Origin of the sequence: Streptomyces sp. NPDC013157 (assembly GCF_042899865.1) — a bacterium.
Lineage (GTDB): Bacteria > Actinomycetota > Actinomycetes > Streptomycetales > Streptomycetaceae > Streptomyces.
Genome location: NZ_JBIBAK010000012.1, coordinates 283,598 through 310,302, shown reverse-complemented (window position 1 = coordinate 310,302; position 26,705 = coordinate 283,598). Strand labels below are relative to the sequence as shown.

Below are 26,705 nucleotides of genomic sequence, written 5' to 3'. Positions count from 1 at the left end.
CTACTCGGCCGAGGGCGCCTCACCCTCGTCCGTGCCGCTGGTCGCGACACCCTCGGCGGTCTCGTCCACGGCGTCCTCGCCGTCGACTTCCTCCGCCTCGCTGCCGGCCTCGGCGTTACGTGCGATACCCACGACGGCATCGCGCTTGCCCAGGTTGATCAGTTGGACGCCCATGGTGTCACGGCCCGTCTCCCTGACCCCGCTGACTCGCGTGCGAATCACACCGCCGGACAGGGTGATGGCGAGGATCTCGTCGTTCTCCTCGACGATCAGCGCGCCGACCAGTGAACCGCGGTCCTCCACGATCTTGGCGGCCTTGATACCGAGGCCGCCGCGGCCCTGGACGCGGTACTCGTCGACACGGGTCCGCTTCGCGTACCCCCCGTCGGTGGCAGTGAACACGAACGTACCGGGTCGAACAACATTCATCGACAGAAGTTCATCCCCCTCACGGAAACTCATGCCCTTGACACCGGAGGTGGCCCGGCCCATGGGTCGCAGAGTGTCGTCGGAGGCGGTGAACCTGATCGACTGTGCCTTCTTGCTGATCAGAAGCAGATCGTCCTCCGCCGAAACCAGTTCGGCACCGATCAGTTCGTCGTCGGAACCGTCCTCGCGCTCGCGCAGGTTGATCGCGATGACACCGCCGGAGCGGGGCGAATCGTAATCCTTCAGAGGCGTCTTCTTGACCAGACCGGCCTTGGTGGCGAGCACCAGGTACTCCGCCGCGTCGTAGTCCCGGATCGCGAGGATCTCGGCGATCGCCTCGTCCGGCTGGAAGGCCAGCAGGTTCGCCACGTGCTGCCCGCGCGCGTCCCGGCCGGCGTCCGGCAGCTCGTAGGCCTTCGCCCGGTACACCCGGCCCTTGTTCGTGAAGAACAGCAGCCAGTGGTGCGTGGTCGAGACGAAGAAGTGGTCGACGATGTCGTCTTCCTTCAGCTTCGTACCGCGCACGCCCTTGCCGCCGCGCTTCTGCGCCCGGTAGTCGTCCGTCTTGGTCCGCTTCACGTAGCCGCCGCGCGAGACGGTGACCACGATGTCCTCCTCGGCGATCAGGTCCTCGATGGACATGTCACCGTCGTAGGGCACCAGCATGGTCTTGCGGTCGTCGCCGTACTTCTCGACGATCGCGGCCAGCTCCTCGCTGACGATGCCGCGCTGGCGGACCGGCGAGGCCAGGATCGCGTTGTACTCGGTGATCTTCGCCTGGAGCTCGTCGTGCTCCTGGATGATCTTCTGGCGCTCCAGGGCGGCCAGCCGGCGCAGCTGCATCTCGAGGATGGCGTTGGCCTGGATCTCGTCGATCTCCAGGAGCTCCATCAGGCCCGTACGCGCGATCTCGACCGTGTCACTGGCCCGGATCAGCGCGATGACCTCGTCGATCGCGTCCAGCGCCTTCAGCAGACCGCGCAGGATGTGCGCCCGCTCCTCGGCCTTGCGCAGCCGGAAGCGCGTACGGCGGACGATGACCTCGATCTGGTGCGTCACCCAGTGCCGGATGAACGCGTCCAGGGAGAGGGTGCGCGGCACGCCGTCGACAAGGGCCAGCATGTTGGCGCCGAAGTTGGTCTGCAGGTCGGTGTGCTTGTACAGGTTGTTCAGGACGACCTTGGCGACCGCGTCCCGCTTCAGCACGATGACCAGGCGCTGGCCCGTCCGCGACGAGGTCTCGTCACGGACGTCCGCGATGCCGCCGACCTTGCCGTCCTTCACCAGGTCGGCGATCTTCTGCGCGAGGTTGTCGGGGTTCACCTGGTACGGCAGCTCCGTGACCACCAGGCACTGGCGGTTCTGGATCTCCTCGACCTCGACGACCGCCCGCATGGTGATCGAGCCGCGACCCGTGCGGTACGCCTCCTCGATGCCCTTGCGGCCGACGACCAGGGCGCCGGTCGGGAAGTCCGGGCCCTTGATCCGCTCGATCAGCGCGTCCAGGAGCTCCTCGTGCGAGGCCTCCGGGTTCTCCAGGCACCACTGGGCACCGGCGGCGACCTCGCGCAGGTTGTGCGGCGGGATGTTGGTCGCCATGCCGACCGCGATACCGGCGGAGCCGTTGATCAGCAGGTTCGGGAAGCGCGCGGGCAGGACGGTCGGCTCCTGGGAGCGGCCGTCGTAGTTGTCCGTGAAGTCGACGGTCTCCTCGTCGATGTCGCGGACCATCTCCATCGACAGCGGCGCCATCTTGCACTCGGTGTACCGCATGGCGGCCGCCGGGTCGTTGCCCGGGGAACCGAAGTTGCCGTTGGAGTCGACGAGCGGCATCCGCATCGACCAGGGCTGGGCCAGGCGGACCAGGGCGTCGTAGATGGAGGAGTCGCCGTGGGGGTGGTAGTTGCCCATGACGTCACCGACGACACGGGCGCACTTGTAGAAGCCGCGCTCGGGGCGGTAACCGCCGTCGTACATCGCGTACAGGACGCGTCGGTGGACGGGCTTGAGACCGTCCCGGACGTCAGGCAGCGCGCGGGACACGATGACGGACATCGCGTAGTCGAGGTACGAGCGCTGCATCTCCGTCTCGAGCCCGACGGGCTCGATGCGCAGGGTGTCGCCGCCTTCTGCCTCAGGCGTGACTGGGGTGTTCTCGTCGGCCATAGCTGGTGGGGATCCTTCCTGGTGCGGTCAGCTGAGACCGACTCAGATGTCGAGGAAGCGGACGTCCTTGGCGTTGCGCTGGATGAACTGGCGGCGGGCCTCGACGTCCTCGCCCATCAGGACCGAGAACAGGTCGTCGGCCTGGGCGGCGTCGTCGAGGGTGACCTGGCCGAGGACCCGGTGGTCGACGTCCATGGTGGTCACGCGCAGCTCCTCGGCGTTCATCTCGCCGAGACCCTTGAAGCGCTGGATCGAGTCCTCCTTGACCCGCTTGCCGCGCTGGCGGCCCAGCTCGAGGAGGGCGTCGCGCTCGCGGTCGGAGTAGGCGTACTCGACCTCGTCCCGGCCCCACTTGATCTTGTAGAGCGGGGGACGGGACAGGTACACGTGCCCCTGCTCCACCAGGTCGCGCATGAAGCGGAACAGGAAGGTCAGCAGCAGGGTGTTGATGTGCTGGCCGTCGACGTCGGCGTCCGCCATCAGGATGATCTTGTGATAGCGGAGCTTCTCGATGTCGAAGTCCTCGTGCACACCGGTGCCGAAGGCCGAGATCAGCGCCTGGATCTCCTGGTTCTGCAGGATCTTGTCGATCCGCGCCTTCTCGACGTTGAGGATCTTGCCGCGGATCGGGAGGATCGCCTGGTACTGCGGGTTGCGGCCGGACTTGGCCGAGCCGCCGGCGGAGTCACCCTCGACAATGAAGATCTCGCACTTGGTGGGGTCGTTCGACTGGCAGTCGGAGAGCTTGCCCGGCAGCGACGCGCTCTCCAGCAGGCCCTTGCGCCGGGTCAGGTCACGCGCCTTGCGGGCCGCCACGCGCGCGGTGGCCGCCTGGATGCCCTTGCGGATGATGTCCGCGGCCTCCACCGGGTTGCGGTCCAGCCAGTCGTTCAGGTGCTCGTAGACCGCCTTCTGCACGAAGGTCTTGGCCTCCGTGTTGCCCAGCTTGGTCTTCGTCTGACCCTCGAACTGCGGCTCGCTGAGCTTGACCGAGATGATCGCGGTCAGACCCTCACGGATGTCGTCACCGGTGAGGTTGTCGTCCTTCTCCCGGAGCAGCTTCTTGTCGCGCGCGTACTTGTTGATCAGCGAGGTGAGCGCCGCTCGGAAGCCCTCCTCGTGGGTGCCGCCCTCGTGCGTGTGGATGATGTTGGCGAACGAGTAGACGCCCTCGCTGTAGCCGCTGTTCCACTGCATGGCGACCTCGAGGGACAGGCTCTTGTCCTTGTCCTCGGCCTCCAGGTCGATGATCGTCGGGTGCACCACGTCTCCCTTGCGGGAGTTGAGGTACTTCACGAAGTCGACGATGCCGCCCTCGTAGTGGTACGTGACGGTCTTGACCTCGGCCTTCTCGTCCGCACCCGCCTCGTCCGCACCGGCGACGGCCTTCGCCGACTCACGCTCGTCGGTGAGCCGGATCGTCAGGCCCTTGTTGAGGAACGCCATCTCCTGGAAGCGCCGCGACAGCGTCTCGAAGGAGTACTCGGTGGTCTCGAAGATGTCCGGATCGGCCCAGAACGTGACCGAGGTCCCCGTCTCGCCGGTCTCCTCGTGCTTGGCCAGCGGAGCCGTCGGGACGCCCAGCTTGTAGTCCTGCGTCCAGCGGTGGCCGTCGGTCCTGATCTCGACGGACACCCTGCTCGACAGCGCGTTCACGACGGACACACCCACACCGTGCAGACCGCCGGAGACGGCGTAGCCGCCGCCGCCGAACTTGCCGCCCGCGTGCAGCACGGTCAGCACGACCTCGACGGCCGGCTTGCCCTCGGACGCCACGATGCCGACGGGGATGCCACGGCCGTTGTCGACGACGCGCACGCCACCGTCGGCCAGGACCGTCACGTCGATGGTGTCCGCGTAGCCGGCCAGGGCCTCGTCGACGGAGTTGTCCACAACCTCGTACACCAGGTGGTGCAGGCCGCGCTCACCGGTCGAGCCGATGTACATACCGGGTCGCTTGCGGACCGCGTCCAGCCCTTCGAGCACGGTGATGGCACTGGCGTCGTACGAAGCGGAGGCGGTGGCCTCACCGTGCGCGCCGGCGTCGGTGGACGGGATGTTCTCGTTGGGGTTGCCGGAATCGGCCACGAAGCGCCCTTTCTGGCACAGCACGAGCCGGGCTCGTCGGCGGGTTGCCGGAGCGGCTGCGGCATGTTGCGTTGGTAAGCCTTGATCAGCGTTGCTCAGCTTTTCCCGGACGGTCCCCACGGTCGGGGCGGGATTGTCTCCCAGTCTACCGGTAGCGCCGACAGTGATGGGGGTTTGCCGGTACCTGAGTCCGCATGTGCCGCCCTGAACCGGCCTCTGCCGACTCCCGATATACGGATGGGGGCTCCAAGAGGCTCACGGAGGCACTCAGCGCTTCCGGCTGTCAACCCTTGGCTACTCCGGCGTCAGGTCGCGATTCGCAACCGCGTGCGGTCGTACGACGATCAGCCGGGCCGGCCGTGGAACGGCCCCGCACCCGGCTGCGATCGTGACGTAAGTCACCCGTAGGTGTCCCCGGGACCCGTGCTCCCAGGGGCCCGCAGCGGGCCGTAGCGGCGGGCCGGACCGCCGGGATTGAGCACCTTGATCAGCCGTACGGTGCCGTGCCCCAGGTCCTCGTTCAGGCGGGCGACCAGCGCGGGCGCGAGGTGGCGCAGCTGGGTCGCCCAGGCCGTGGAGTCGCACTGGACGACCAGCACCCGCTCGTCCTCGTCGTACCGCTGCGGCACACAGTGCTTGGCCAGGTCCTCACCGACGATCTCCGGCCAGCGCCCCATCACCCCGCCCACCGCGGCCGGTGTCTCCCAGCCGCGTTCGGTGATCAGCCGGTTGATCGCGGAACCCAGCGCCATGGGGTCGCGGCCGTCCGCGCGCGCGCCGGAGCGCAGGCCACCGCGCCGCACCTGCTTCTTCTGCTGCGCCGCGTCGCCACGTGCGCGTGCCGCCTCCTTGGCCGCCCTGAGCGCCACGCGCGCGAGGTCGACACCGGAGGGTTCCTCCTTGGGTGCGGGTCCGTCGGTGCTCATGCCCGCTCCACCGTCCCGTCGGCCACCGCGTACCGCGTACCGGCGAGGATGTGCGGCACGTCGTCGTCCACGGCGGCGGTGACCAGCACCTGCTCACCGGGCGCGACCAGCTCCGCCAGCCGCTCCCGGCGCCGTGCGTCCAGCTCGGCGAACACGTCGTCGAGCACCAGCACCGGCTCGTTGCCCTCGGCCCGCAGCAGGTCGTACGAGGCGAGGCGCAGCGCCAGCGCGTACGACCAGGACTCGCCGTGCGAGGCGTACCCCTTGGCGGGCAGCTGCCCCAGCTTGAGGACCAGGTCGTCGCGGTGCGGGCCGACCAGCGTCACGCCCCGCTCGATCTCCTGCTTGCGGGCATCGGCCAGAGCCGCCATCAGCTGGCCGTACAGATCCTCGCGCGTGTGCGCCTCGCCGGGCGCCGACGGCTTGTACTCCAGCGCGACGGGACCACCGCCCGGCGCCAGCTGCTCGTACGCCTTGTCCGCGAGGGGCTGGATCGCGGCGACCAGGTCGACCCGCTGGGCGAGCAGCTCGGCGCCGGCCCGCGCCAGGTGCTGGTCCCACACGTCGAGCGTGGACAGGTCCATGGAGCGGCCGCCATGGCGCCGGGCGAGAGCGGCGGTCTTCAACAGGGTGTTCCGCTGCTTGAGCACCCGCTCGTAGTCGGACCGCACACCGGCCATCCGTGGCGAACGGGCCGTGATCAGCTCGTCCAGGAAACGCCGCCGCTCGCCGGGATCGCCCTTCACCAGCGCGAGGTCCTCGGGCGCGAACAGCACGGTCCGTACGATCCCCAGCACGTCCCGAGGCCTGACCTGCGAGGACCTGTTGATGCGGGCGCGGTTGGCCTTGCCGGGGTTCAGCTCCAGCTCGACCAGCTGCTGCCGGTCGCCCTGCCGGACCTGCGCCCGGATGATCGCCCGGTCGGCGCCCATGCGGACCAGGGGGGCGTCGGAGGCGACCCGGTGGCTGCCGAGGGTGGCGAGATAGCCGACGGCCTCGACGAGGTTGGTCTTGCCCTGGCCGTTGGGGCCGACGAAGGCGGTGACGCCCGGGTCGAGCGGGACCTCGACCCGGGCGTAGGAGCGGAAGTCGGCCAGCGACAGATGCGTGACGTGCATGGGTGTTTCGCCGACCTCCCCGTGACCTGCTGCTTCGTCTCTGCTCGGTACTGCTTCTCGGTGCTACTTCGCCTCTACGGCGTGGCCGCCGAACTGGTTGCGCAGCGCGGCGATCATCTTCATCTGCGGCGAGTCGTCCTGCCGGGAGGCGAACCGCGCGAACAGCGAGGCGGTGATCGCGGGCAGCGGCACCGCGTTGTCTATGGCGGCCTCCACAGTCCACCGGCCCTCGCCGGAGTCCTGTGCAAAACCCTTCAGCCTGTCCAGGTGCTCGTCCTCGTCGAGGGCGTTCACCGCGAGGTCGAGCAGCCAGGAACGGATGACCGTCCCTTCCTGCCAGGAGCGGAAGACCTCGCGCACGTCCGTGACGGAGTCGACCTTCTCCAGGAGCTCCCAGCCCTCAGCGTAGGCCTGCATCATCGCGTACTCGATGCCGTTGTGGACCATCTTCGCGAAGTGGCCCGCGCCGACCTTGCCGGCGTGCACCGAACCGAAGTCGCCCTCGGGCTTGAGCGCGTCGAAGACCGGCCGGACCTTCTCGACGTGCTCGGCGGCGCCGCCGTACATCAGCGCGTAGCCGTTCTCCAGGCCCCAGACGCCGCCGGAGACCCCGCAGTCGACGAAGCCGATGCCCTTGGCGGCCAGCTCCTCCGCGTGCCTCTCGTCGTCCGTCCAGCGGGAGTTGCCGCCGTCGACGACCACGTCACCGGGCTCCAGCAGCTCGGCCAGCTCGTCGATCGTGGACTGGGTCGGCGCCCCGGCCGGGACCATCACCCACACCACGCGCGGCCCGCTGAGCTTGCCCACAAGCTCTTCCAGGCTGTGGACATCGGCGAGGTCCGGGTTGCGGTCGTATCCGACGACGGTGTGGCCCGCGCGGCGGATCCGCTCGCGCATGTTGCCGCCCATCTTGCCGAGGCCGACGAGACCGAGCTCCATCAGTTGGTTCCTTAGGTTGCGGTGTGGCAGGAGAGGCACGTGCGTGCCCGCGTCCGAGCCTAATCCCGGCCCTTTGCGCACAGTTGTGGGCATAGCCGCTCACCTGGGGAAACCCACCCCGCGACGGTGCCGGATACCCACAGGGGGCGGCCGGCACCGTGCACAGCTGTGGACAACTCAGCCGCTGAGGCGCACCGGCATGATCAGGTACTTGTAGGCCTCGTCCGCCTCCGCGTCCAGCGCCGGCTTGCCGCTGAGCAGCGCCGGCTTGGTGGACGTCGTGAACGACAGCTGGGCGACCGGCGAGTCGATCGCGCTCAGGCCGTCGAGCAGGAAGGTCGGGTTGAAGGCGATCGAGATGTCGTCGCCCTCCAGTTGCGCGTCGACCCTTTCCACAGCCTGTGCGTCGTCGCTTGAACCGGCCTCCAGGATCAGCACGCCCTGCTCGAAGCTGAGCCGCACCGGCGTGTTCCGCTCGGCGACCAGGGCGACGCGCTTGACGGCCTCCACGAAGGGGGCGGTCTCGATCACGGCGACGGAGTTGAACTCGGTCGGGAACAGCGTGCGGTACTTCGGCAGGTCGCCTTCGAGCAGCCGCGTGGTGGTACGGCGGCCGGCACCCTCGAAACCGATGAGCCCCTCGCCCGCGCCCGAGCCGGAGAGCGCCAGGATGACGCTGTCGCCGCTCGTGAGCGCCTTGGCGGTGTCCAGGAGCGTCTTGGCGGGCACCAGGGCGACCGCGGAGGCCTCCGGGTTCTCCGGCTTCCACAGGAACTCGCGGACCGCGAAGCGGTAGCGGTCGGTGGAGGCGAGGGTGACCGTGTCGCCCTCGATCTCGATCCGCACACCGGTGAGCACCGGGAGGGTGTCGTCACGGCCGGCGGCGATGGCCACCTGGGAGACGGCGGAGGCGAAGACCTCGCCGGGGACCGTGCCCGTCGCGTTCGGCATCTGCGGCAGGGAGGGGTACTCCTCCACAGGCAGGGTGTGCAGCGTGAACCGGGAGGATCCACAGACCACCGTCGCCCGTACACCGTCTGTGGAAATCTCCACCGGCCGGTTGGGGAGCGCCCGGCAGATGTCGGCGAGCAGCCGGCCGGAGACCAGGACCGTGCCCTCTTCCTCGACCTCGGTCTCGACGCTCACCCGCGCGGAGACCTCGTAGTCGAAGCTGGACAGGCTCAGCTGGCCGTCCTCGGCCTTCAGGAGCAGGCCGGCGAGGACCGGCGCCGGCGGACGGGCCGGGAGGCTGCGTGCCGCCCAGGCCACTGCCTCCGCGAGTACGTCGCGTTCCACCCGGATCTTCACCGTAAGCCCGCCTCCTGCTGTTGCCGGGGCTTCTCGCCCTGCTGCGTCTTCGTCGTCTGTCCCGGTGTCGTCGGCCCCGGGGAGGGGAAGAACACCGGGGACCAGTCTGACGCACCGCACTGACAGCTGGTGCCTCTCGGGGTCAAGTCGTGACGAGGCGCGGTCAGAGGCCGGAGAGCGAGTTGTGCACAGGGCCCTCTTCGAAACGGATTCCCAGCTCTCTCTAGTTGTCAGTAGTAGTAGGGGCTGTGGATACCGTGGATAACCTCGTTTGCCCAGCTCAGGGGCGAGATTTTGTCCACCGCCCCTGTGGGTGGAGCCGGTGGACAACTGGGCGTCTCTGTGGAGAACAGAAAGTTCTGCACACACCGTGCACAGCCCGAGGGCACTTCTCCCCAACGCCGTCCCCAGCTTTACCCACCTTTCCCACAGCCCAACCCGGCACCTTCGTGTGACGCCTTTCACTCGACTCGGTGAGGAGGCGCGTCGCGTTGCCGAACAGTGGACAGCGGTGTGGAGAAGCTGGGGATCGCTGGGGACAACCGCCCCTCAGCCTGTGGGGTACCGGTGGACAACTTCGTCCACAGTCTGTGGATCCCGTCTTTGTCCACAGACTGTGGAGATCCGTCGTCCACGATTCCACAGCCCCCTGAGCTGCCCTGATGCCGTTTCAACCCCCAGCCTGTGGACGACGCTCGGGACAACTTCACAGTCCCCAGGGTGTGGACGCAAGAAAGTCGGCAAATCTGTGGAGGACGCCCGTAACCGGGCCGGTAATCGAACAGCGGACCTTGTTTGAACGCCCCCTGGGGGCGCGGGGAACTGCGCGACCAGCCCCCATGGACCGGCACCAGACCCCCTCCGAACCACCCCAGGACGCCAGAAGGGCGCCCCCGGATCTCTCCCAAGGGCGCCCTGAACGCCGTAGAACGTCGGACGGACCGCTACCCGTTCTTGATGCGGTTGGTCAGCTCGGTGACCTGGTTGTAGATCGACCGCCGCTCCGCCATCAACGCCCGGATCTTCCGGTCGGCGTGCATCACGGTCGTATGGTCCCGGTTCCCGAACTGCGCCCCGATCTTCGGCAGCGACAGATCCGTCAGCTCCCGGCACAGGTACATCGCGATCTGCCGCGCCGTGACCAGCTGCCGCCCGCGCGAGCTCCCGCACAGGTCCTCGACAGTGAGCCCGAAGTAGTCCGCGGTCGCCGCCATGATCGCCGTGGCACTGATCTCCGGCGTGGAGTCCTGTCCCCCGGGGATCAGATCCTTCAGCACGATCTCGGTCAGCCCGAGATCGACCGGCTGCCGGTTGAGCGACGCGAACGCCGTCACCCGGATCAGCGCGCCCTCCAGCTCACGGATGTTGCGCGAGATGCGGGAGGCGATGAACTCCAGCACCTCCGGCGGCGCGTTCAGCTGCTCCTGCACCGCCTTCTTGCGGAGGATCGCGATCCGCGTCTCCAGTTCCGGCGGTTGGACGTCGGTGATCAGACCCCACTCGAACCGGTTCCGCAGCCGGTCCTCCAGCGTGACCAGCTGCTTGGGCGGCCGGTCGCTGGAGAGCACGATCTGCTTGTTCGCGTTGTGGAGCGTGTTGAAGGTGTGGAAGAACTCCTCCTGCGTCGACTCCTTGTCCGCGAGGAACTGGATGTCGTCGACGAGCAGGATGTCCATCTCGCGGTAGCGCTTGCGGAAGCTGTCGCCCTTGCCGTCGCGGATGGAGTTGATGAACTCGTTGGTGAACTCCTCCGAGCTCACGTACCGCACCCGCGTGCCCGGGTAGAGGCTCCGCGCGTAGTGCCCGATCGCGTGCAGCAGGTGCGTCTTGCCGAGTCCCGACTCCCCGTAGATGAAGAGGGGGTTGTACGCCTTGGCGGGCGCCTCGGCGACGGCGACCGCGGCCGCGTGCGCGAAGCGGTTGGACGCGCCGATGACGAACGTGTCGAAGAGGTACTTGGGGTTCAGGCGGGCGGTCGGCTCACCGGGGCCGCCGGACGGCGCGGGCTTCGCGCCCAGCGGCCCGGGGCCGCCGGCGCTCGGCATGTTCGGCAGGTCCGGCCGTCCCGGACCGCCCCGGTGCCCCTGGCCCGGCCCGCCCGGGGACTCGGACAGCTCACGGCGCCCGGAGTCCCGGTCGTAGTCGGACCGGTCGTGGGGAGCAGGCCGGTCGTGCGCGGGCCGCTCGTAGTCGGAGCGGTCGTAGTCGGGCCGGTCGTAGTCGGGGCGCGGCGGTTCGTACTCCGCGCGCTGCTGCTCGTACGACGGCCGGTCCAGCGGCTGCTGCGGGCGGTACTCCTGGGCGTACGAGTCCCCGTAACCGTCCGAGCGGTACGCGTCCTGGGACGGCGAGGCGTAGGGATCGCGCTCCGGGAAACCCAGCCGCGGCTGCTGCCAGCTGTACTCGTCCTGTCCGGGGCGCGGCCAGGCACCGGGCTCGGGGCGCTGGTACTCGGAGGGGTAGGCGGGGCGGGCCGTGGGCAGCTGGTCGCGGCCGCCCTGGTCCGGCAGCTGCTCGGCGCGGTGCCGGCCGTACCCTCCGTCGTACGGCGAGGACGGGTGCTCGGGCTCGTCGTAACGCTGCTTCTGTACGGGGGGCGCCGGCGGGGCCGGGGGCTCACCCGCGGACTCGTCCACGGTGATCGCGATCCGGATCGGGCGCCCGCACTCGCGGCTCAGGGTCTCGCTGACGATCGGTGCGAGACGGCCCTCCAGTACGTTCTTCGCGAATTCGTTCGGTACGGCGAGGAGAGCGGTGTCCGCGACCAGCGCGAGCGGCTGGCAGCGCCTGATCCAGTGTTCGTCCTTCGCCTCCACACCCTGACCGCGGCCCTCACCGAGGAGCTGCTCCAGTACTCGTGGCCACACTGCGGCAAGATCGGCAGGTACGTCAGCCACAGGGCACGCTCTCTCACAGGTCCCACGAACGTGTGGTTCGAGGACGGGTCGGGATGAAAATCAGGTCGGGCGGGGATAAAGGAACGAATCGGAGTTCAGCCACGGTAGTCAGCGTGGCGGCTGCGGTTCAAGTTGTTGTCCCCAGCCTGTGGATAGTGTCTCTCGGTCACTGCTGGTTTGACCGAATGGCGTAGCCCCGCGTACCGTAACCAGGTCGAGTTGTCGATGGCTGCTGCCGCCTGCCTCCGATGGGCACAGATCGCTGAAGGTGATCGGGAAGCGGTGCACTCGGGCGTGATGCGAGCTACTCGTGGGCGCACGGTGACAGCCAGGACGGCACCCGCCACCACCGATTTGATTTCTGGAGCCCCCGAGTGAGCAAGCGCACCTTCCAGCCGAACAACCGTCGTCGCGCGAAGACCCACGGCTTCCGTCTGCGGATGCGCACCCGTGCCGGCCGCGCGATTCTCGCGAACCGTCGTGCCAAGGGTCGCGCCAGCCTGTCCGCCTGATCCCGATCAGGTCATGACGTCGTGCTGCCCACCGAGAACCGGCTGAGGCGGCGCGAGGACTTCGCGACCGCGGTACGACGAGGGCGCCGGGCAGGCCGCCCGTCCCTCGTCGTCCACCTTCGAAGCGGTGCCACGGACCCGCACGCGCCTGGGGAGAGCGCTCCCCCGACGCGTGCGGGTTTCGTCGTGAGCAAGGCCGTGGGTGGTGCGGTTGTGCGCAACACAGTGAAGCGCAGACTGCGTCATCTGATGCGTGAGCGAGTCACCCTGTTTCCCCCCGGTAGCCTGGTAGTCGTACGAGCGCTGCCCGGAGCGGGCGACGCCGACCATGCACAGCTGGCCCGAGACCTGGATGCCGCCATCGAGCGGCTGCTGGGAGGGGGCGCGCGATGAAGTACCCGCTGCTGGCTCTGATCAAGCTCTACCAGTGGACGATCAGTCCGCTGCTGGGGCCGGTATGCAAGTACTACCCGTCGTGCTCCCACTACGGCTACACGGCCATCGACCGGCACGGTGCGATCAAGGGCACGGCACTCACGGCCTGGCGCATCCTGCGGTGCAATCCGTGGTCGCTCGGCGGTGTGGACCATGTTCCGCCGCGCAAGCGCCCGCGGTGGCACGAAATGCTGCGTGACGCCTGGCGTGCACGCAGGGGCGGGCCCTCCGCCGCCGAACCGGCCACCGAGGAGAAGACTCCTTCCGAGCTTCCTTCGAGCCCGGCCGCAGAGACTTCGTCCCATGCCCAAGGAGCATGATTAGTGGACACGATTGCCAGCCTTTTCAGCTTCATCACGACACCCGTCTCATGGGTCATCGTCCAGTTCCACTCCGTGTACGGGAAGATCTTCGGTCCCGACACGGGCTGGGCCTGGGGCTTGTCCATCGTGTCCCTGGTGATCCTGATCCGCATCTGCCTGATCCCGCTCTTCGTGAAGCAGATCAAGGCGACCCGGGCCATGCAGACGCTCCAGCCCGAGATGAAGAAGATCCAGGAGCGCTACAAGAACGACAAGCAGCGCCAGTCCGAAGAGATGATGAAGCTGTACAAGGAGTCGGGTACCAACCCGCTCTCCTCGTGCCTTCCCATCCTGGCGCAGTCCCCGTTCTTCTTCGCCCTGTACCACGTGCTCAACGGCATCGCGACGGGCTCGACGATCGGCGTCATCAACGAGTCGCTGCTCGCCAGCGCCCGTAAGGCCCACATCTTCGGGGCCCCGCTCGCCGCGAAGTTCACGGACGGCTCCGCGAAGGTGGAGGCCCTCGGTGCCTCCCTCACGGACGTCCGGGTCGTCACCGCGGTCATGATCGTCCTGATGTCGGCGTCGCAGTTCTACACGCAGCGCCAGCTGATGACGAAGAACGTCGACACCACGGTGAAGACGCCGTTCATGCAGCAGCAGAAGATGCTGATGTACGTCTTCCCGGTCATGTTCGCCGTCTTCGGCATCAACTTCCCGGTCGGTGTCCTCGTCTACTGGCTGACCACCAACGTGTGGACCATGGGCCAGCAGATGTACGTCATCCGCAACAACCCGACCCCGGGTTCCAAGGCCCAGGCCGCCTACCTGGAGCGCCTCACCAAGCACGTCACACACCACGGCAAGACCCGTCGGCGCAGCGAGAAGACCATCGTCAAGGCGATCGTCGCCAAGGGCCGGGACCGCAACGAGTTCGAGCGCTCGTTCGTCAACGCGCTGACCAAGGCGGGCCTCGTGGCCCAGGCCGACGGCACCGTGGTGAAGGGCGAGGCCCAGGCCGTCGCGCAGACCGAGGACGGCGTCACGGCCACCGGCGCCGCCAAGCGCCAGCAGCCCAAGCGTCAGACCAAGGCCCAGCGGCAGTCCGGCGCGGCGAAGGTGGCCGGCGACACCGCATCGGATTCCCCGGACTCGTCGGGTTCGGAGGGCAAGACGACCTCGCTGGAGAAGTCCGACGAGCCGCAGGATGCCAAGCCGGCCGCCCAGCAGGCCCCGAAGGGCGGCTCCAACGGCCGCAGCAGGGCCCAGTCCGGTCAGCGCAAGGGCGGTCCGCAGCGCCCCAAGTCCCCGTCCAAGAAGTAAGAAGGAGCCCATCCCGTGACGGAAGGCACCACCTCCGCCGCTGCCGAGGGTGCAGACACCCTGACCCGCCTGGAGCAGGAGGGCGAGATCGCGGCGGACTATCTCGAAGGTCTGCTGGACATCGCCGACCTCGACGGTGACATCGACATGGATGTCGAGGCCGACCGTGCCTCCGTGTCGATCATCAGCGACTCGGGCGGCCGTGACCTGCAGAAGCTGGTCGGCCGCGACGGCGAGGTGCTGGAGGCGCTCCAGGAGCTGACCCGCCTGGCCGTGCACCGGGAGACCGGTGACCGCAGCCGGCTGATGCTCGACATCGCGGGCTACCGCGCCAAGAAGCGCGCCGAGCTCTCCGAGCTGGGCGCCAAGGCCGCCGCCGAGGTGAAGAGCACCGGCGAGCCCGTGAAGCTCAAGCCGATGACCCCGTTCGAGCGCAAGGTCGTGCACGACGCGGTCAAGTCCGCCGGGCTGCGCAGCGAGTCGGAGGGCGAGGAGCCGCAGCGGTTCGTCGTCGTGCTGCCCGCCTGAGCGGTCCCCCCGTTTCACCGGCCCCGTCTGTTGAGCAGGCGGGGCCGAACTTTGTCAGCCTGGTAGTTCTGGTGGCCGGTGCGCGGAGCGCCGGCGCGGTACGGAAGGACGGTCCCCGTGACGGAGGCTGCGGAGCTCCCCCCGGCGCCTGAACAGGCGCGGGAAGTGTTCGGCGAGCGCTTCGCCGATGCGGTCCGCTACGCGGAGCTGCTCGCCGAGGCAGGCGTGCAGCGTGGTCTGATCGGCCCACGGGAAGTGCCCCGCCTGTGGGAGCGGCACCTGCTGAACTGCGCGGTGCTCTCTGAGGCCGTCCCCGAAGGGGTGACGGTGTGCGACGTGGGTTCCGGAGCCGGCCTGCCGGGCATTCCGCTCGCGCTGGTCCGGGAGGACCTCAACATCACCCTGCTGGAGCCACTGCTACGGCGCACCAACTTCCTGACCGAGGTCGTCGAGCTGCTCGGCCTGGACCATGTGACCGTGGTGCGTGGCCGCGCCGAGGAGGTCATGGGCAAGCTGCCTCCGGTGCATGTGGTGACCGCCCGCGCCGTGGCCCCGCTGGACCGGCTGGCCACGTGGGGCATTCCGCTGCTGCGTCCCTACGGCGAGATGCTCGCCCTCAAGGGGGACACGGCGGAGGAGGAGCTGAAGGCCGCGGCCACCGCGCTGGCCAAGCTCGGCGCGGTGTCGACCTCCATCCTGCATGTGGGTGAGGGCGTGGTGGATCCGCTGTCGACCGTCGTCCGTGTGGAGGTCGGGGAGAGCCCGGGCGGCGTGCGCTTCGCGGCCAAGCGGGCGAAGGCGGCCCGTACGGGGAGGGCGCGTAGGCGCCGCTGATCCGTCCTGACGACCAGACGTACTCCACACAAGCTGCCAAACCTACGCATGACGGAGTGTCGCGGCTTTTCGGTACTGCGCGCTGTGCATCGTGTTTCACGTGAAACGTCGCTCACTGCTACACGGCATTATCGGCCGGGGCCGCGCCGCGGCCGAACCGCGCGACCGAAAGCCCCTCGGATCCCTCAGAGAGGGGGCCTCTGGTGACGCTCCGTCCTCCCTGCGGGGCGCGGAGTTGTCCACAGAGGTGGATTTCTCCACAGAACACCAGGCCTCACTGGTTCACGACCCCGAAGGCATGGGAGGCTCTGTTCATTGCGAGCCTGAAGTCGAGGAGAGTGAATCCTTGCGGTCCGACGCCAACATCGCGGGACCGATGACCGATCCGGTCCCCGGTCCCCGTACCGAATCGATGGGGGCGGATGTTTCACGTGAAACACCGCCTCCGATGGACGACACTCCCATCGGTCGTGCTGCCCAACTCGCGGTGGAGGCTCTGGGTCGCGCCGGCGAAGGACTGCCACGTCCGGAGCAGACCAGAGTCATCGTGGTCGCCAACCAGAAGGGCGGCGTGGGCAAGACGACGACCACCGTCAACCTTGCCGCGTCCCTGGCCCTGCACGGTGGTCGCGTTCTGGTGATCGACCTCGACCCGCAGGGCAATGCGTCCACTGCGCTGGGGATCGACCATCACGCCGAAGTTCCGTCCATCTACGACGTGTTGGTCGAGAGCAAGCCCCTGGCAGAGGTTGTCCAGCCGGTGGTGGACGTCGAAGGCCTCTTCTGTGCCCCCGCCACGATCGATCTCGCCGGTGCGGAGATCGAGCTGGTGTCCCTGGTGGCGCGGGAGAGCCGGCTGCAGCGGGCGATCCAGGCGTACGAGCAGCCGCTGGACTACATCCTCATCGACTGCCCACCCTCGCTCGGCCTGCTGACGGTCAACGCGCTCGTCGCGGGCGCCGAGGTGCTCATCCCGATCCAGTGCGAGTACTACGCGCTGGAGGGCCTGGGTCAGCTGCTGCGCAACGTCGACCTGGTCCGGGGGCACCTCAACCCCAACCTGCACGTGTCGACCATCCTGCTCACCATGTACGACGGCCGGACGCGCCTTGCCTCTCAGGTCGCGGACGAGGTGCGCAGCCATTTCGGCGACGAGGTGCTGCGGACGAGCATTCCCCGCTCGGTCCGTATCTCCGAGGCGCCGAGCTACGGGCAGACGGTACTGACCTACGATCCTGGATCAAGCGGTGCCCTCTCGTACCTTGAGGCGGCCCGAGAAATCGCGCTGAAGGGCATCGGGATCAGCTACGACCCGACGCAGGCCCATATCGGCGCTCAGACCAACCCGAGCATGGTGGAGGGGATCCAGTGAGCGAGCGACGGAGGGGGCTGGGTCGTGGTCTCGGTGCACTGATCCCAGCTGCCCCGACCGAGAAGACCCCGGCCCAGACGGCCGTGGGGGGAACGGTAGTTCCGTCCCCCGCCGCGGCTCCGGTGCTGACGACCGACCGTGGCGTCGCCGCGGCCAAGGTGACGACGCTGCCGGCTGTTTCACATGAAACCGAGGAGCCCTCGGTGTTCGGGGCCGGAGGAGCCGCGGAGACGCCCGCCCCTCCGATGGGCGCCCACTTCGCGGAGATCCCCCTCGACGACATCGCGCCGAACCCGCGTCAGCCACGTGAGGTCTTCGACGAGGACGCTCTGCAGGAACTGGTCACCTCCATCCAGGAAGTGGGCCTCCTCCAGCCCGTCGTCGTACGGCAGCTGGGTCCCTCCCGCTATGAGCTCATCATGGGCGAGCGGCGCTGGCGGGCCTGCCGTGAGGCCGGCCTGGAGGCGATCCCGGCCATCGTCCGGGCGACGGACGACGAGAAGCTCCTTCTGGACGCGCTGCTGGAGAACCTCCACCGTGCCCAGCTGAACCCGCTGGAAGAGGCCGCCGCCTACGACCAGCTGCTGAAGGACTTCAACTGCACGCACGACCAGCTGGCCGACCGCATCGGTCGCTCCCGCCCGCAGGTCTCCAACACCCTGCGGCTGCTGAAGCTCTCCCCGGCCGTCCAGCGCCGGGTGGCCGCCGGAGTCCTGTCGGCCGGGCACGCGCGGGCGCTGCTCTCCGTCGACGACTCGGAGGAGCAGGACCGGCTGGCCCACCGGATCGTCGCCGAGGGGCTGTCGGTACGGGCCGTCGAGGAGATCGTGACCCTCATGGGCTCGCGGCCTCAGACGACGACACGTGCCAAGGGACCGCGGGCCGGCGCCCGGGTCTCCCCAGCGCTGAGTGACCTCGCGACCCGGCTCTCGGACCGCTTCGAGACGCGGGTGAAGGTCGACCTGGGTCAGAAGAAGGGCAAGATCACTGTCGAGTTCGCCTCGATGGAAGACCTTGAGCGGATCCTCGGCACCCTGGCACCCGGCGAGGGACCGGTCCTCCACCAGGGCCTTCACGACGGTGACTCCTCGGCCTCCGAGGAGCCGGAGGACTGATCGTCCCGGCTGTTTGCCGCCTGGTCGGTGTTCTGTCGCCCAGAGAGTGGATCGTGTCCGGTGTGTACCGGAACACGGTCCGCTCTTTGCTTTCAGGCGGTATCGACGGAAACGCTGTGTGGATACGATGCGTTCGGTATGGCGCATCCACCTGGCAGCTGGCAGTACCTCTGAGAGAGGCGTGGGCCATGCGATCGATGAGCCGCACCGGACTGGTGAGCGCGGGTCTGGGACTGGGCGCGACCGTCGGATTCTTCGGCAGTCTGCTCAGGGAACGCAGCGCTCTGTCAGCCGCTCGCGACGCCGCGGGCGCAGGAAGCGAGGAACAGCCTTCATGGGGCGTCGGCTCGTACCGCTCACGCTGGACAACCTTGAGGACCTTCCCCAGCGCTGTCGCTCGTGTGTCTTCTGGGAACTGGACCCCGTCAGCAGCGAAGCAGCGGTGAGAGCGGGTACGGCCGCGCTGGAGAAGGAATCCTGGATCTCCGCCGTCCTGCTCGACTGGGGATCGTGCGGCCGAGTCGTCTACGTCGACGACGTACCGGTGGGCTTTGTGCTCTACGCTCCGCCCGCCTACGTCCCGCGGTCCACGGCGTTCCCCACGAGCCCGGTGTCACCGGACGCCGTCCAGCTCATGACCGGCTTCATCATGCCCGGCTATCAGGGGCAGGGGCTCGGACGTGTGATGGTGCAGACGGTCGCCAAGGATCTGCTGCGGCGGGGCTTCAAGGCGATCGAGGCGTTCGGGGACGCCCGCTACAAGGAACCCGCCTGTCTGCTCCCTGCCGAGCATCTGCTGGCGGTGGGCTTCAAGACGGTCCGGCAGCACCCCTCGCACCCCCGGCTGCGGCTGGAGCTGCGGACGACGCTCTCCTGGAAAGAGGACGTGGAGCTGGCGCTCGACCGGCTTCTGGGGGCCGTACAGAAGGAACCGGCGCTACGGCCGCTCTAAAGCGAATAGGCCAACCCCTGAGGGTTGGCCCATTCGTGTTTCACGTGAAACATCACTCGGCGATGAAGTCCTCGAGGTCGCGGACAAGCGCCGCCTTCGGCTTGGCGCCGACGATGGTCTTGGCGACCTCGCCACCCTGGTACACGTTCAGGGTCGGGATCGACATGACGCCGTACTTGGCGGCCGTGTTCGGGTTCTCGTCGATGTTCAGCTTGACGATCTCGATCTTCTCGCCGTGCTCGGCGGCAATCGCCTCGAGCGACGGGGCGATCTGGCGGCACGGACCGCACCACTCGGCCCAGAAGTCCACCAGGACGGGCTTGTCGCTCTTGAGGACGACCTCTTCGAAGTCGGCGTCGGTCACATGCTTCAGGGTGCCGGCCACGGCGGGCTCCTTTACTTGATGGTGCGGTGGGGCGGAAGGGGGATGGTCAGACGGTGGTCTTCTCGGGCTCGGCCTTCTCCTCGTCCGCGAGGGCGGCGAGGAAACGCTCGGCGTCGAGAGCGGCGGAGCAGCCGGTACCGGCCGCAGTGATGGCCTGGCGGTAGGTGTGGTCGACCACGTCACCGGCGGCGAACACACCCGTCAGGTTGGTGTGCGTCGAGGGCGATGCCACCTTCAGGTAGCCCTCCTCGTCCAGGTCCAGCTGGCCCTTGAAGAGCTCGGTGCGCGGGTCGTGGCCGATCGCGATGAACAGACCGGTGACCGGCAGGTCGGAGAGCTCACCGGTCTTGACGTTGCGCAGCTTCAGACCGGCCAGCTTCTGCTCGCCCTGGACCTCGGCGATCTCGCTGTCCCAGGCGAACTTGATCTTCGGGTCGGCGAAGGCGCGCTCCTGCATCGCCTTGGAGGCGCGCAGGGTGTCCCGGCGGTGGACGATCGTCACGGACTTGGCGAACCGGGAGAGGAAGGTGGCCTCCTCCATCGCGGTGTCGCCACCGCCGATCACGGCGATGTCCTGGTCCTTGAAGAAGAACCCGTCACAGGTGGCGCACCAGGAGACGCCGCGTCCGGAGAGGGCGTCCTCGTTCGGCAGACCGAGCTTGCGGTGCTGGGAGCCGGTGGTGACGATGACGGCCTTCGCCTTGTGGACCGTGCCGGCGGTGTCGGTGACGGTCTTGATCTCACCGGTCAGGTCGACGGAGACGACGTCGTCCGGAATCAGCTCGGCGCCGAAGCGCTCGGCCTGCGCCCGCATGTTGTCCATGAGCTCGGGGCCCATGATGCCGTCGCGGAAGCCCGGGAAGTTCTCCACCTCGGTGGTGTTCATGAGGGCACCGCCCGCTGTGACGGCCCCCTCGAACACCAGGGGCTTCAGCGACGCGCGCGCGGTGTAGAGCGCCGCCGTGTAGCCGGCGGGCCCGGAGCCGATGATGATCACGTTACGGACGTCGCTCACGGCTTGATTCCTCGTCTCTGGTCTACGTCAATTCGACCGGTGGGAGCTTCTGTCAGAAGCTCTCACCCCACCCAACGGATCCTAAGGGGCGCGCATTCCCGGTGTGTCCGGGCACACGGGCATCCCACACCGTACGGATTTCCACGCTGGGGCGAGACGATGCGTACCCCCTCTGAGGCCGTCCCCGGGGGACGCTCAGGGATGGGCCAGAGACTCCGTCAGGAGGACCTTGCCGGGGGAAGCCGACCCCTTGCTGTCACAGGACGCGTCGACGATGTATGCCGTCACCCGGGAGGCATCGGAGGAGTCGGGGAGCACGACGAGGTAGGCGTCATGGCCCTCGTAGGTCCCTTTTTTCGCGCCGAGGACAAGGTCGGTCTGGCTGATGCCCTGGCGCACGCACACAGGCACCTCTGTCGTGGGCTGCAGCTTGATCGTCGGGCTTGGCGTCGAGTTCGGTTGGCCGCTGGGCTGGGACTCGACGCTGAAGGGCTTCTGGGAGCCCCGCTGCGTGCTCGGCTTCGTGCCGAGGAGATCCTTCACCTGGCCCGGAAGGGTGCTCTTGGAGAAGGTTCCGGCGGAGTTCGTCGGCTTGCTCTGAGCCGTCGGGGTCCCGTCGCCGCCAAGAGACTGCAGGAAGAAGGAACCGGCGCCGAGAACGGCGGCGGTGAAGACCGTCCCGAGGACGATCGTGCGGCGGCGTCGGCCGCGGTTATGTCCGCGGTCCTTGCGGCCGGGACCGGCGGAGGCACTTGGCCGTCCGGCAGGGCGGTCCCCGGGGTGCGGCGTCTCGCGGGGAGATGTTTCACGTGAAACATGAGCCACAGGCGCCGTCGCGTTCAGCAGAGCCTCGGCGGCGAGGGCGGCGTCGATCCGGCCCGCGACATCGGCCGGCATGCGCGGGGGGCCCGGCAGTGTGCCCAGCAGACCCCGGATCTCCTCCAGCGAGGTGTGGACGTCGGTGCAGAGTCCGCACCCGTCCAGGTGTTGTCGTACTTCCTCCGTCCGGGCGGGTGGGAGCAGACCCTCGGTGAGGTCGGAGATCTCCGCGACGTCCGGGTGCCCGGTCGTGTCTGTCGTCGAAGTCACGCTCGACCACCTCCGCCCTTCACTGCGGCTGAATCACTCGGCCCGGTGTCCTGCGGGCCCCCGTCCTCCTGCGGGCCCCCGTCCTGATGCCCCGCTGCGGGTGGGACGGATGTCCCCTCCGCCCGGTTCCGTGCCTGGGCCGGGTCGTTTTCGTCACCGGTGTTTTCCGGCCGTAGATGGGTGATCAGCGGCAGGAGTCTGGCTCTGCCACGAGCGCACCGGCTCTTCACCGTCCCGGTGGGCACATCGAGGATCCGGGCCGCCTCGGCGACCGGGTAGCCCTGCATGTCGACCAGGACGAGGGCGGCCCGCTGGTCGCGGGGCAGGGTGCCGAGGGCTTCCAGGAGCTGGCGGTGCAGATCGTTCCGCTCGGCCGGGGCGGAGGCCGATTCATGCGGCTCCAGCAGCTGCTCCAGCCGCTCGGTGTCGTCGACCGGGGCGGTCTTGCGGGAGGCCGCCTTGCGCGCGCGGTCGAGGCAGGCGTTGACCGTGATCCGGTGCAGCCACGTTGTGACGGCCGACTGGCCACGGAAGGTGTGGGCGGCCCTGTAGGCGGATACGAGGGCGTCCTGGACGGCGTCAGCGGCCTCCTCGCGGTCCCCCAGGGTCCGCAGGGCGACCGCCCAGAGCCGGTCCCGGTGCCGGCGCACGATCTCACCGAAGGCATCGGGGTCGCCTTCCACATGGCGGGCGAGCAGCTCCTGGTCGCTCGCTCCGCCGTATCCGGCGCCTTCCGCCATCTGCCCCCTCCGCCTTCGGTGCTGCCGGTGAGACGTCAGCCTGTGAACTTCACCTCGGTGACGGCCTGCTTGTAGCCGGCTTGTGCGTACGCGTCGGGATCCGCGCCCGAATTCGGCACGGCGGTGATCCACACGAGCACGAACTGGCTCTTCACCTTCTTGCTGACCTTCACCGTGGCGGTGTTCCCGGTGGTGGTGACGCTGCCGATCTGCGTCATCGAGCTGATCGATCCCGGGCTCAGCGAGTCGGCGGCGTACAGCGCGACCGTTGTGTGATCGCCAGAGTAGCGAAGGGAGATGGTTCCCGTGGCGAGTTCCTTGGCGGACCCCAGGTCGTAGACGATTCCCACGCCCGGCTTGTACGGAGCGAGCTCCGGTCCGCTCACGAAGGTGTTCGTCCTCCAGTAGGTCGAGGTGCTGCCGTCGTACGTCTTCTTGACGTCGTTCGGATGCTGGGCCTCGCCCTCGGCGACGTACTCCTGGGCGTTCTGGATCTTTATCGTGGCGGCGGGCGCGGGGCTGGCGGTGTTCTTGTCGCCGTCGTCCGTCGTCTGGGTGTTGGTGGTGTCGCCGCCGGACTTGTCGCTCTGGTCCATCAGGGCGTCCGCGAGCTGCCAGCTGCCCAGGCCCAGGGCGGCGATGAGGAGGGCCGAGACGGCCCACTTCAGCGCCTTGCCGGTGCGGCTCTGGAGCGGTGGCGGCGGGGCCTGGAGCGGCTGTGTCACGCCGGGCGGCGTGGGACGGCCGTAGGTGCCCTGCTGGTACGTGGTGCGCTGGTACTCGGGCGGTGCCGTGAACGCCGGCTCCGGCGGACGGATGCGGGGCATCTCGCCGATCGCCTTGACCAGCTCCTCCGGCGTGGTGCACGCGGACTCGTGGCGGGAAGCGGTGGCGCCGTCGTTGACCAGAGCCCGCATGGCGAGCTCGGACAGGCCGCGGTGGACGCCGGCACGCACCTGGTCGGGTGCGATCAGACCGATGTCCTTGGGCAGCCCGGCCAGACCGTAGGCGTCGCTCTCGTAGGGCCAGCGCTGGGTCAGCGCCGCGTACAGCAGGGCGCCGATCGCCTCGGTGTCGGTGCGCTGCGGGGTGTCGGAACTGATACCGCGCAGCGCCGCGTTCACCGCGAGGCCGCGGATGCGCCACTGCCCCGTGGAGGTGCGCAGCACGGCGTTCGGGTTCAGGCGGAGATGGGCCAGCCCCTCGCGGTGCGCGGCCGCCATGGCGGAGGCGATCTGACTGACCATCTGGTAGGCGTCGTGCGGCTCCAGCGGTCCGGCGGCCAGCAGTGCGGTCAGCTCCGTGGCGTCCGGCAGCCACTCGTGGACGACATAGACGAGGTCGTTCTCCTCGACGGCGTCCAGGACCTGCACGAAGCGCGGGTCGCCGAGCAGCGCGGCGGAGCGGGCGGCGGCCAGCACCGCACGGGTCCGCGGATGGTCGGCCGGCAGGATGTGGACGCCGACGGCACGGCGAAGTTTCTCGTCGACCGCACGCCAACTGCTGAATCCGTCCAGACGGGTGACGCACTCCTCAAGACGGTAGCGTCTGGCGAGCTTGTGCCCGCTGTGCAGTTCAGGGGGTGCGGCCTGCTTCTCAGCACCCGCGGCCATGCCGTTTCCCTGTGCTTCGTCGCTGTCCGTGTCCCGCTCCGGGTTCTTGGCCACCCCGTCGGCCGTGGACTGGTCCGCCTTGGCGGTCAGCGGCTCGTCACCGCTGTTGTCTGCCACGTCGACGGCAGCCGTGCTCCGTTCCGCCACCGTCGTTCCTGCCTCCCCATCCGTTGCACGCTGTACGACGCCGAAACCAATTGTGCCCACAGTCCCCCGCTATGCACGACACGCGGCGGCGAACGATGGTTGTGCGCTTACCCCCGCCTCAACGACCCAGACGCCCGCGCACCATACCCACGAGGGAGTTGAGCTCCTCGATGCGCATGCGGCGCGCGGCGACGTAGAAGACGCCGAGCAGGACCGCCCCGCCGGCCACCAGCGCGGCGAAGGAACCGATCACGCCCTGCCCCAGAGTGTGGCCGATGCCGTAGCAGGCCGCACCACTGAGCAGCGCGGCCGGTACGGAGGCGATGCAGAGCCTGGCGTAGGTGCGGGTGACCCGGGAGCCGTCCAGGTCGCCGCCGAGCCGCTTGCGCAGCCGCCGCCAGGCCACCCCGACGCCGATCGCGTAGGCCAGGCCATAGGAGGCCGCCATGCCGGCCACCGCCCAGCGGGCCGGGAGCAGCAGGTAACAGGTGACCGAGGCGCCCGCGTTGACCGCCGCGACGATGACCGTGTTGTAGAAGGGGGTGCGGGTGTCTTCGTAGGCGTAGAAGGCGCGCAGGACGACGTACTGCACCGAGTAGGGGATCAGGCCGAGGGCGAAGGCCATCAGCATGAACCCCATGTTGGTGGCTTCGCTGACGCCCGAGGAACCGAAGATCAGGGTGCACATCGGGATGCCGAGGGCCAGGAAGCCGAAGGAGATGGGGACGATCGCGACGGCGGTCGTCCTGAGGCCCTGGGAGATGTCGTCGCGGACGGCGCCCGTGTCGTTCTCGGCGGCCGAGCGGGAGATCCGCGGCAGCAGGGCGGCCATCAGGGAGACCGTGATGATGGCCTGCGGCAGGCCCCAGATCAGCTGGGCGTTGGCGTAGGCGGCGAAGCCGGTGCCGTCGACCGGGGAGCTCTTGCCGGCCGAGGTGGACAGCTGGGAGACGACGAGCGCGCCCGCCTGGTTGGCGAGGACGAACAGCACGGTCCACTTGGCGAGGGTTGCGGCCTTGCCGAGGCCGTGGCCCCGCCAGTCGAAGCGCAGCCGCAGCCGGAACCCGGTCTCGCGCAGGTAGGGGATCATCGCCAGGGCCTGGACCACGAGCCCGAGCAGCACGCCGAGGCCGAGCAGTCGCTGGCCCTCCGGCGGAATGGTCGTGACCTTCATGCCGGAGTGCGCGGCGGTGCCGTAGACCCAGATGAACAGGCCGAGGGTGACGATGATGACGATGTTGTTGAGGACGGGGGTCCACATCATCGCGCCGAACTTGCCGCGGGCGTTGAGGATCTGACCCATCACCACGTGGATGCCCATGAAGAAGATCGAGGGCAGGAAGTAGCGGACGAAGGTGATGCCGACCTCGTTGGCCGCCGGGTCGCTGGCGACCGAGTCGGACAGCAGCCGGATGAGGAAGGGCGCGGCCGCGATGGTGGCCGCGGTGAGCAGGCCCAGCGCCACCATGACGAGGGTCAGTAGACGGTTGGCGAAGGCCTCGCCGCCGTCGTCGTCCTCCTTCATGGCCCGCACCAGCTGCGGCACGAAGACGGAGTTGAGGCCGCCGCCGACGGTGAGGATGTAGATCATCGTCGGCAGCTGGTAGGCGACCTGGAAGGTGTCGCCGAGGAGGCCGACGCCCAGCGCGGAGACGATCAGCGCGGAGCGGACGAAGCCGGTGAGGCGGGAGACCATCGTCCCTGCCGCCATCACGGCGCTCGACTTGAGCAGCCCCGCGGCCTTCCCGCCCTTCTTCGCCGTGACGGGGGCCGGGGCCTCGGCGGGAACGGCACCGAGGTTCAGGGTCTGGTCGACCGCGGCCGTCGGGGCAGCCGGTGGCGTCGGTGCCTGGTACGGCGGCACCTGTGCGGGCCCTCCCGGGGCGGCCGCCGGACCCGGAACCGCCGGGGGCTCCGACGGCAGCCGGCCGCCGCCCTGCTGCGGATCCCGGTAGCCGCTCTGCTGCTGTTCGCGGTAGCCGTTCTGCTGCTGGTCGCGGAAGAGATGAGCGAAGGCGTCCGGCTCGTGGTGCTCCTCACCGGAGTGCGAGACCAGGTCGTCCACGCCCACGAACTGGGTCGTGCGCGGGTTGTCGCCGTACGGCAGGTACTGGCTCGGCCTGTCCGGCTCCGGCGCCGGGGTCTGGGCCCACACGTGCGGGTCGGGGGCGTAGGGCGACTGGGCGGGCTGCCCGTACAGCGGCTGCTGCGGGTAGCTGCCCGGCGCCGGCGGGGGGTGCGCGGCACGGTCGTAGAGTGCCTCGGCGACAGGGTCCTGGGCGGAGAGGTCGCGTGCCCGGTAGGGGTCCTGGTCGTAGGCGTCCTGGAGGTACATGTCAGCCGCGTGCTGCGGCGGGACCTGGCCGGGCTCCGGCGGCGGCTCGGGGTAGCCCGAACCGGCCGCGCCCTGGCCGCTTTCACCGTCGTACGGCGCGTTCATGGTTACCCCTACCTCATCGTCCCGGGCCCACC

At 68.8% G+C, this 26,705-nt stretch carries 22 protein-coding genes; 9 read left to right on the top strand and 13 right to left on the bottom strand.

Going from position 1 to position 26,705, the window contains the following annotated elements; all coding sequences use genetic code 11:
• The 7 genes from gyrA to dnaA form a co-directional block, all read right to left on the bottom strand.
• Positions 1 to 2,595: a DNA gyrase subunit A gene (gyrA, locus tag ACFY6U_RS32555; protein ID WP_390043923.1), complete on the bottom strand. Its 2,595-nt coding sequence runs from the start codon at positions 2,593 to 2,595 to the stop codon at positions 1 to 3.
• A 42-nt stretch (positions 2,596 to 2,637) separates the two neighbouring features.
• Complete coding sequence (gene gyrB / locus ACFY6U_RS32550) at positions 2,638 to 4,707, bottom strand: DNA topoisomerase (ATP-hydrolyzing) subunit B (RefSeq protein ID WP_390043921.1); 2,070 nt, start codon at positions 4,705 to 4,707, stop codon at positions 2,638 to 2,640.
• Between the two features lie 374 nt (positions 4,708 to 5,081).
• Positions 5,082 to 5,609 (bottom strand): DUF721 domain-containing protein, encoded by a 528-nt coding sequence (locus ACFY6U_RS32545; protein ID WP_390043920.1) that lies wholly within the window; start codon positions 5,607 to 5,609, stop codon positions 5,082 to 5,084.
• Positions 5,606 to 6,727, bottom strand: a complete 1,122-nt coding sequence (gene recF / locus ACFY6U_RS32540; protein WP_390043918.1) for a DNA replication/repair protein RecF — start codon at positions 6,725 to 6,727, stop codon at positions 5,606 to 5,608. Before recF ends, ACFY6U_RS32545 begins: the two co-directional genes overlap by 4 nt.
• 63 nt (positions 6,728 to 6,790) lie before the next feature.
• The gene (gene gnd, locus ACFY6U_RS32535; RefSeq protein WP_390043916.1) at positions 6,791 to 7,666 is read right to left on the bottom strand and encodes a phosphogluconate dehydrogenase (NAD(+)-dependent, decarboxylating); all 876 of its coding nucleotides are present in this window, start codon (positions 7,664 to 7,666) and stop codon (positions 6,791 to 6,793) included.
• A gap of 177 nt (positions 7,667 to 7,843) precedes the next feature.
• Complete coding sequence (dnaN, locus tag ACFY6U_RS32530; protein ID WP_123975717.1) at positions 7,844 to 8,974, bottom strand: DNA polymerase III subunit beta; 1,131 nt, start codon at positions 8,972 to 8,974, stop codon at positions 7,844 to 7,846.
• Positions 8,975 to 9,918: 944 nt separating this feature from the next.
• Entirely contained in the window at positions 9,919 to 11,871 is a 1,953-nt protein-coding gene (dnaA, locus tag ACFY6U_RS32525; RefSeq protein WP_390043913.1) for a chromosomal replication initiator protein DnaA, read from the bottom strand.
• A 374-nt stretch (positions 11,872 to 12,245) separates the two neighbouring features.
• On the opposite strand from dnaA, the gene rpmH reads away from it, so the two are divergent.
• The 9 genes from rpmH to ACFY6U_RS32480 all read left to right on the top strand — a co-directional run bounded on the left by rpmH (position 12,246) and on the right by ACFY6U_RS32480 (position 19,244).
• Entirely contained in the window at positions 12,246 to 12,383 is a 138-nt protein-coding gene (gene rpmH / locus ACFY6U_RS32520; protein ID WP_015659252.1) for a 50S ribosomal protein L34, read from the top strand.
• A gap of 21 nt (positions 12,384 to 12,404) precedes the next feature.
• On the top strand, positions 12,405 to 12,776 hold the full coding sequence (rnpA, locus tag ACFY6U_RS32515) for a ribonuclease P protein component (RefSeq protein WP_294011405.1): 372 nt from the start codon (positions 12,405 to 12,407) through the stop codon (positions 12,774 to 12,776).
• Complete coding sequence (yidD, locus tag ACFY6U_RS32510; protein ID WP_294011403.1) at positions 12,773 to 13,138, top strand: membrane protein insertion efficiency factor YidD; 366 nt, start codon at positions 12,773 to 12,775, stop codon at positions 13,136 to 13,138. The genes rnpA and yidD overlap by 4 nt, the downstream gene beginning before the upstream one ends.
• A 3-nt stretch (positions 13,139 to 13,141) precedes the next feature.
• Positions 13,142 to 14,443, top strand: coding sequence for a membrane protein insertase YidC (gene yidC, locus ACFY6U_RS32505; RefSeq protein ID WP_390043910.1), 1,302 nt, complete (start codon positions 13,142 to 13,144; stop codon positions 14,441 to 14,443).
• Positions 14,444 to 14,458: 15 nt separating this feature from the next.
• Positions 14,459 to 14,971, top strand: a complete 513-nt coding sequence (locus ACFY6U_RS32500; protein ID WP_294009301.1) for a R3H domain-containing nucleic acid-binding protein — start codon at positions 14,459 to 14,461, stop codon at positions 14,969 to 14,971.
• 117 nt (positions 14,972 to 15,088) lie between these two features.
• Positions 15,089 to 15,805 carry a 16S rRNA (guanine(527)-N(7))-methyltransferase RsmG gene (rsmG, locus tag ACFY6U_RS32495; RefSeq protein WP_390043908.1) on the top strand — a complete coding sequence of 239 codons (717 nt, stop codon included), beginning with the start codon at positions 15,089 to 15,091 and terminating at the stop codon, positions 15,803 to 15,805.
• A gap of 298 nt (positions 15,806 to 16,103) precedes the next feature.
• Entirely contained in the window at positions 16,104 to 17,177 is a 1,074-nt protein-coding gene (locus ACFY6U_RS32490) for a ParA family protein (protein WP_390043988.1), read from the top strand.
• Positions 17,174 to 18,292 carry a ParB/RepB/Spo0J family partition protein gene (locus tag ACFY6U_RS32485; protein ID WP_390043906.1) on the top strand — a complete coding sequence of 373 codons (1,119 nt, stop codon included), beginning with the start codon at positions 17,174 to 17,176 and terminating at the stop codon, positions 18,290 to 18,292. Before ACFY6U_RS32490 ends, ACFY6U_RS32485 begins: the two co-directional genes overlap by 4 nt.
• A gap of 334 nt (positions 18,293 to 18,626) precedes the next feature.
• Positions 18,627 to 19,244, top strand: coding sequence for a GNAT family N-acetyltransferase (locus ACFY6U_RS32480; RefSeq protein ID WP_351491824.1), 618 nt, complete (start codon positions 18,627 to 18,629; stop codon positions 19,242 to 19,244).
• 52 nt (positions 19,245 to 19,296) lie between these two features.
• Here ACFY6U_RS32480 and trxA read toward each other — a convergent pair whose 3' ends face one another.
• The 6 genes from trxA to murJ all read right to left on the bottom strand — a co-directional run bounded on the left by trxA (position 19,297) and on the right by murJ (position 26,673).
• Positions 19,297 to 19,629 carry a thioredoxin gene (trxA, locus tag ACFY6U_RS32475; RefSeq protein ID WP_089100462.1) on the bottom strand — a complete coding sequence of 111 codons (333 nt, stop codon included), beginning with the start codon at positions 19,627 to 19,629 and terminating at the stop codon, positions 19,297 to 19,299.
• Between the two features lie 46 nt (positions 19,630 to 19,675).
• Positions 19,676 to 20,644, bottom strand: a complete 969-nt coding sequence (gene trxB, locus ACFY6U_RS32470) for a thioredoxin-disulfide reductase (RefSeq protein WP_390043903.1) — start codon at positions 20,642 to 20,644, stop codon at positions 19,676 to 19,678.
• Positions 20,645 to 20,839: 195 nt separating this feature from the next.
• Entirely contained in the window at positions 20,840 to 21,733 is an 894-nt protein-coding gene (locus ACFY6U_RS32465; RefSeq protein ID WP_390043901.1) for an anti-sigma factor family protein, read from the bottom strand.
• A complete protein-coding gene (gene sigM / locus ACFY6U_RS32460; protein WP_390043899.1) occupies positions 21,730 to 22,473 on the bottom strand; it encodes an RNA polymerase sigma factor SigM in 744 nt (247 codons plus the stop codon). The genes ACFY6U_RS32465 and sigM overlap by 4 nt, the downstream gene beginning before the upstream one ends.
• A 35-nt stretch (positions 22,474 to 22,508) precedes the next feature.
• On the bottom strand, positions 22,509 to 24,233 hold the full coding sequence (locus ACFY6U_RS32455) for a protein kinase family protein (protein WP_390043897.1): 1,725 nt from the start codon (positions 24,231 to 24,233) through the stop codon (positions 22,509 to 22,511).
• Positions 24,234 to 24,351: 118 nt separating this feature from the next.
• Entirely contained in the window at positions 24,352 to 26,673 is a 2,322-nt protein-coding gene (gene murJ, locus ACFY6U_RS32450) for a murein biosynthesis integral membrane protein MurJ (protein WP_390043895.1), read from the bottom strand.
• Between the last annotated feature and the right edge of the window lie 32 nt (positions 26,674 to 26,705).

Bases quoted from the DNA above. Each gene is read 5' to 3' on its own strand.
- gyrA (WP_390043923.1), bottom strand. From the start codon at position 2,595: ATGGCCGACGAGAACACCCCAGTCACGCCTGAGGCAGAAGGCGGCGAC.
- ACFY6U_RS32545 (WP_390043920.1), bottom strand. From the start codon at position 5,609: ATGAGCACCGACGGACCCGCACCCAAGGAGGAACCCTCCGGTGTCGAC.
- recF (WP_390043918.1), bottom strand. From the start codon at position 6,727: ATGCACGTCACGCATCTGTCGCTGGCCGACTTCCGCTCCTACGCCCGG.
- gnd (WP_390043916.1), bottom strand. From the start codon at position 7,666: ATGGAGCTCGGTCTCGTCGGCCTCGGCAAGATGGGCGGCAACATGCGC.
- yidD (WP_294011403.1), top strand. From the start codon at position 12,773: ATGAAGTACCCGCTGCTGGCTCTGATCAAGCTCTACCAGTGGACGATC.
- ACFY6U_RS32490 (WP_390043988.1), top strand. From the start codon at position 16,104: ATGGGAGGCTCTGTTCATTGCGAGCCTGAAGTCGAGGAGAGTGAATCC.
- ACFY6U_RS32480 (WP_351491824.1), top strand. From the start codon at position 18,627: ATGGGGCGTCGGCTCGTACCGCTCACGCTGGACAACCTTGAGGACCTT.
- sigM (WP_390043899.1), bottom strand. From the start codon at position 22,473: ATGGCGGAAGGCGCCGGATACGGCGGAGCGAGCGACCAGGAGCTGCTC.
- murJ (WP_390043895.1), bottom strand. From the start codon at position 26,673: ATGAACGCGCCGTACGACGGTGAAAGCGGCCAGGGCGCGGCCGGTTCG.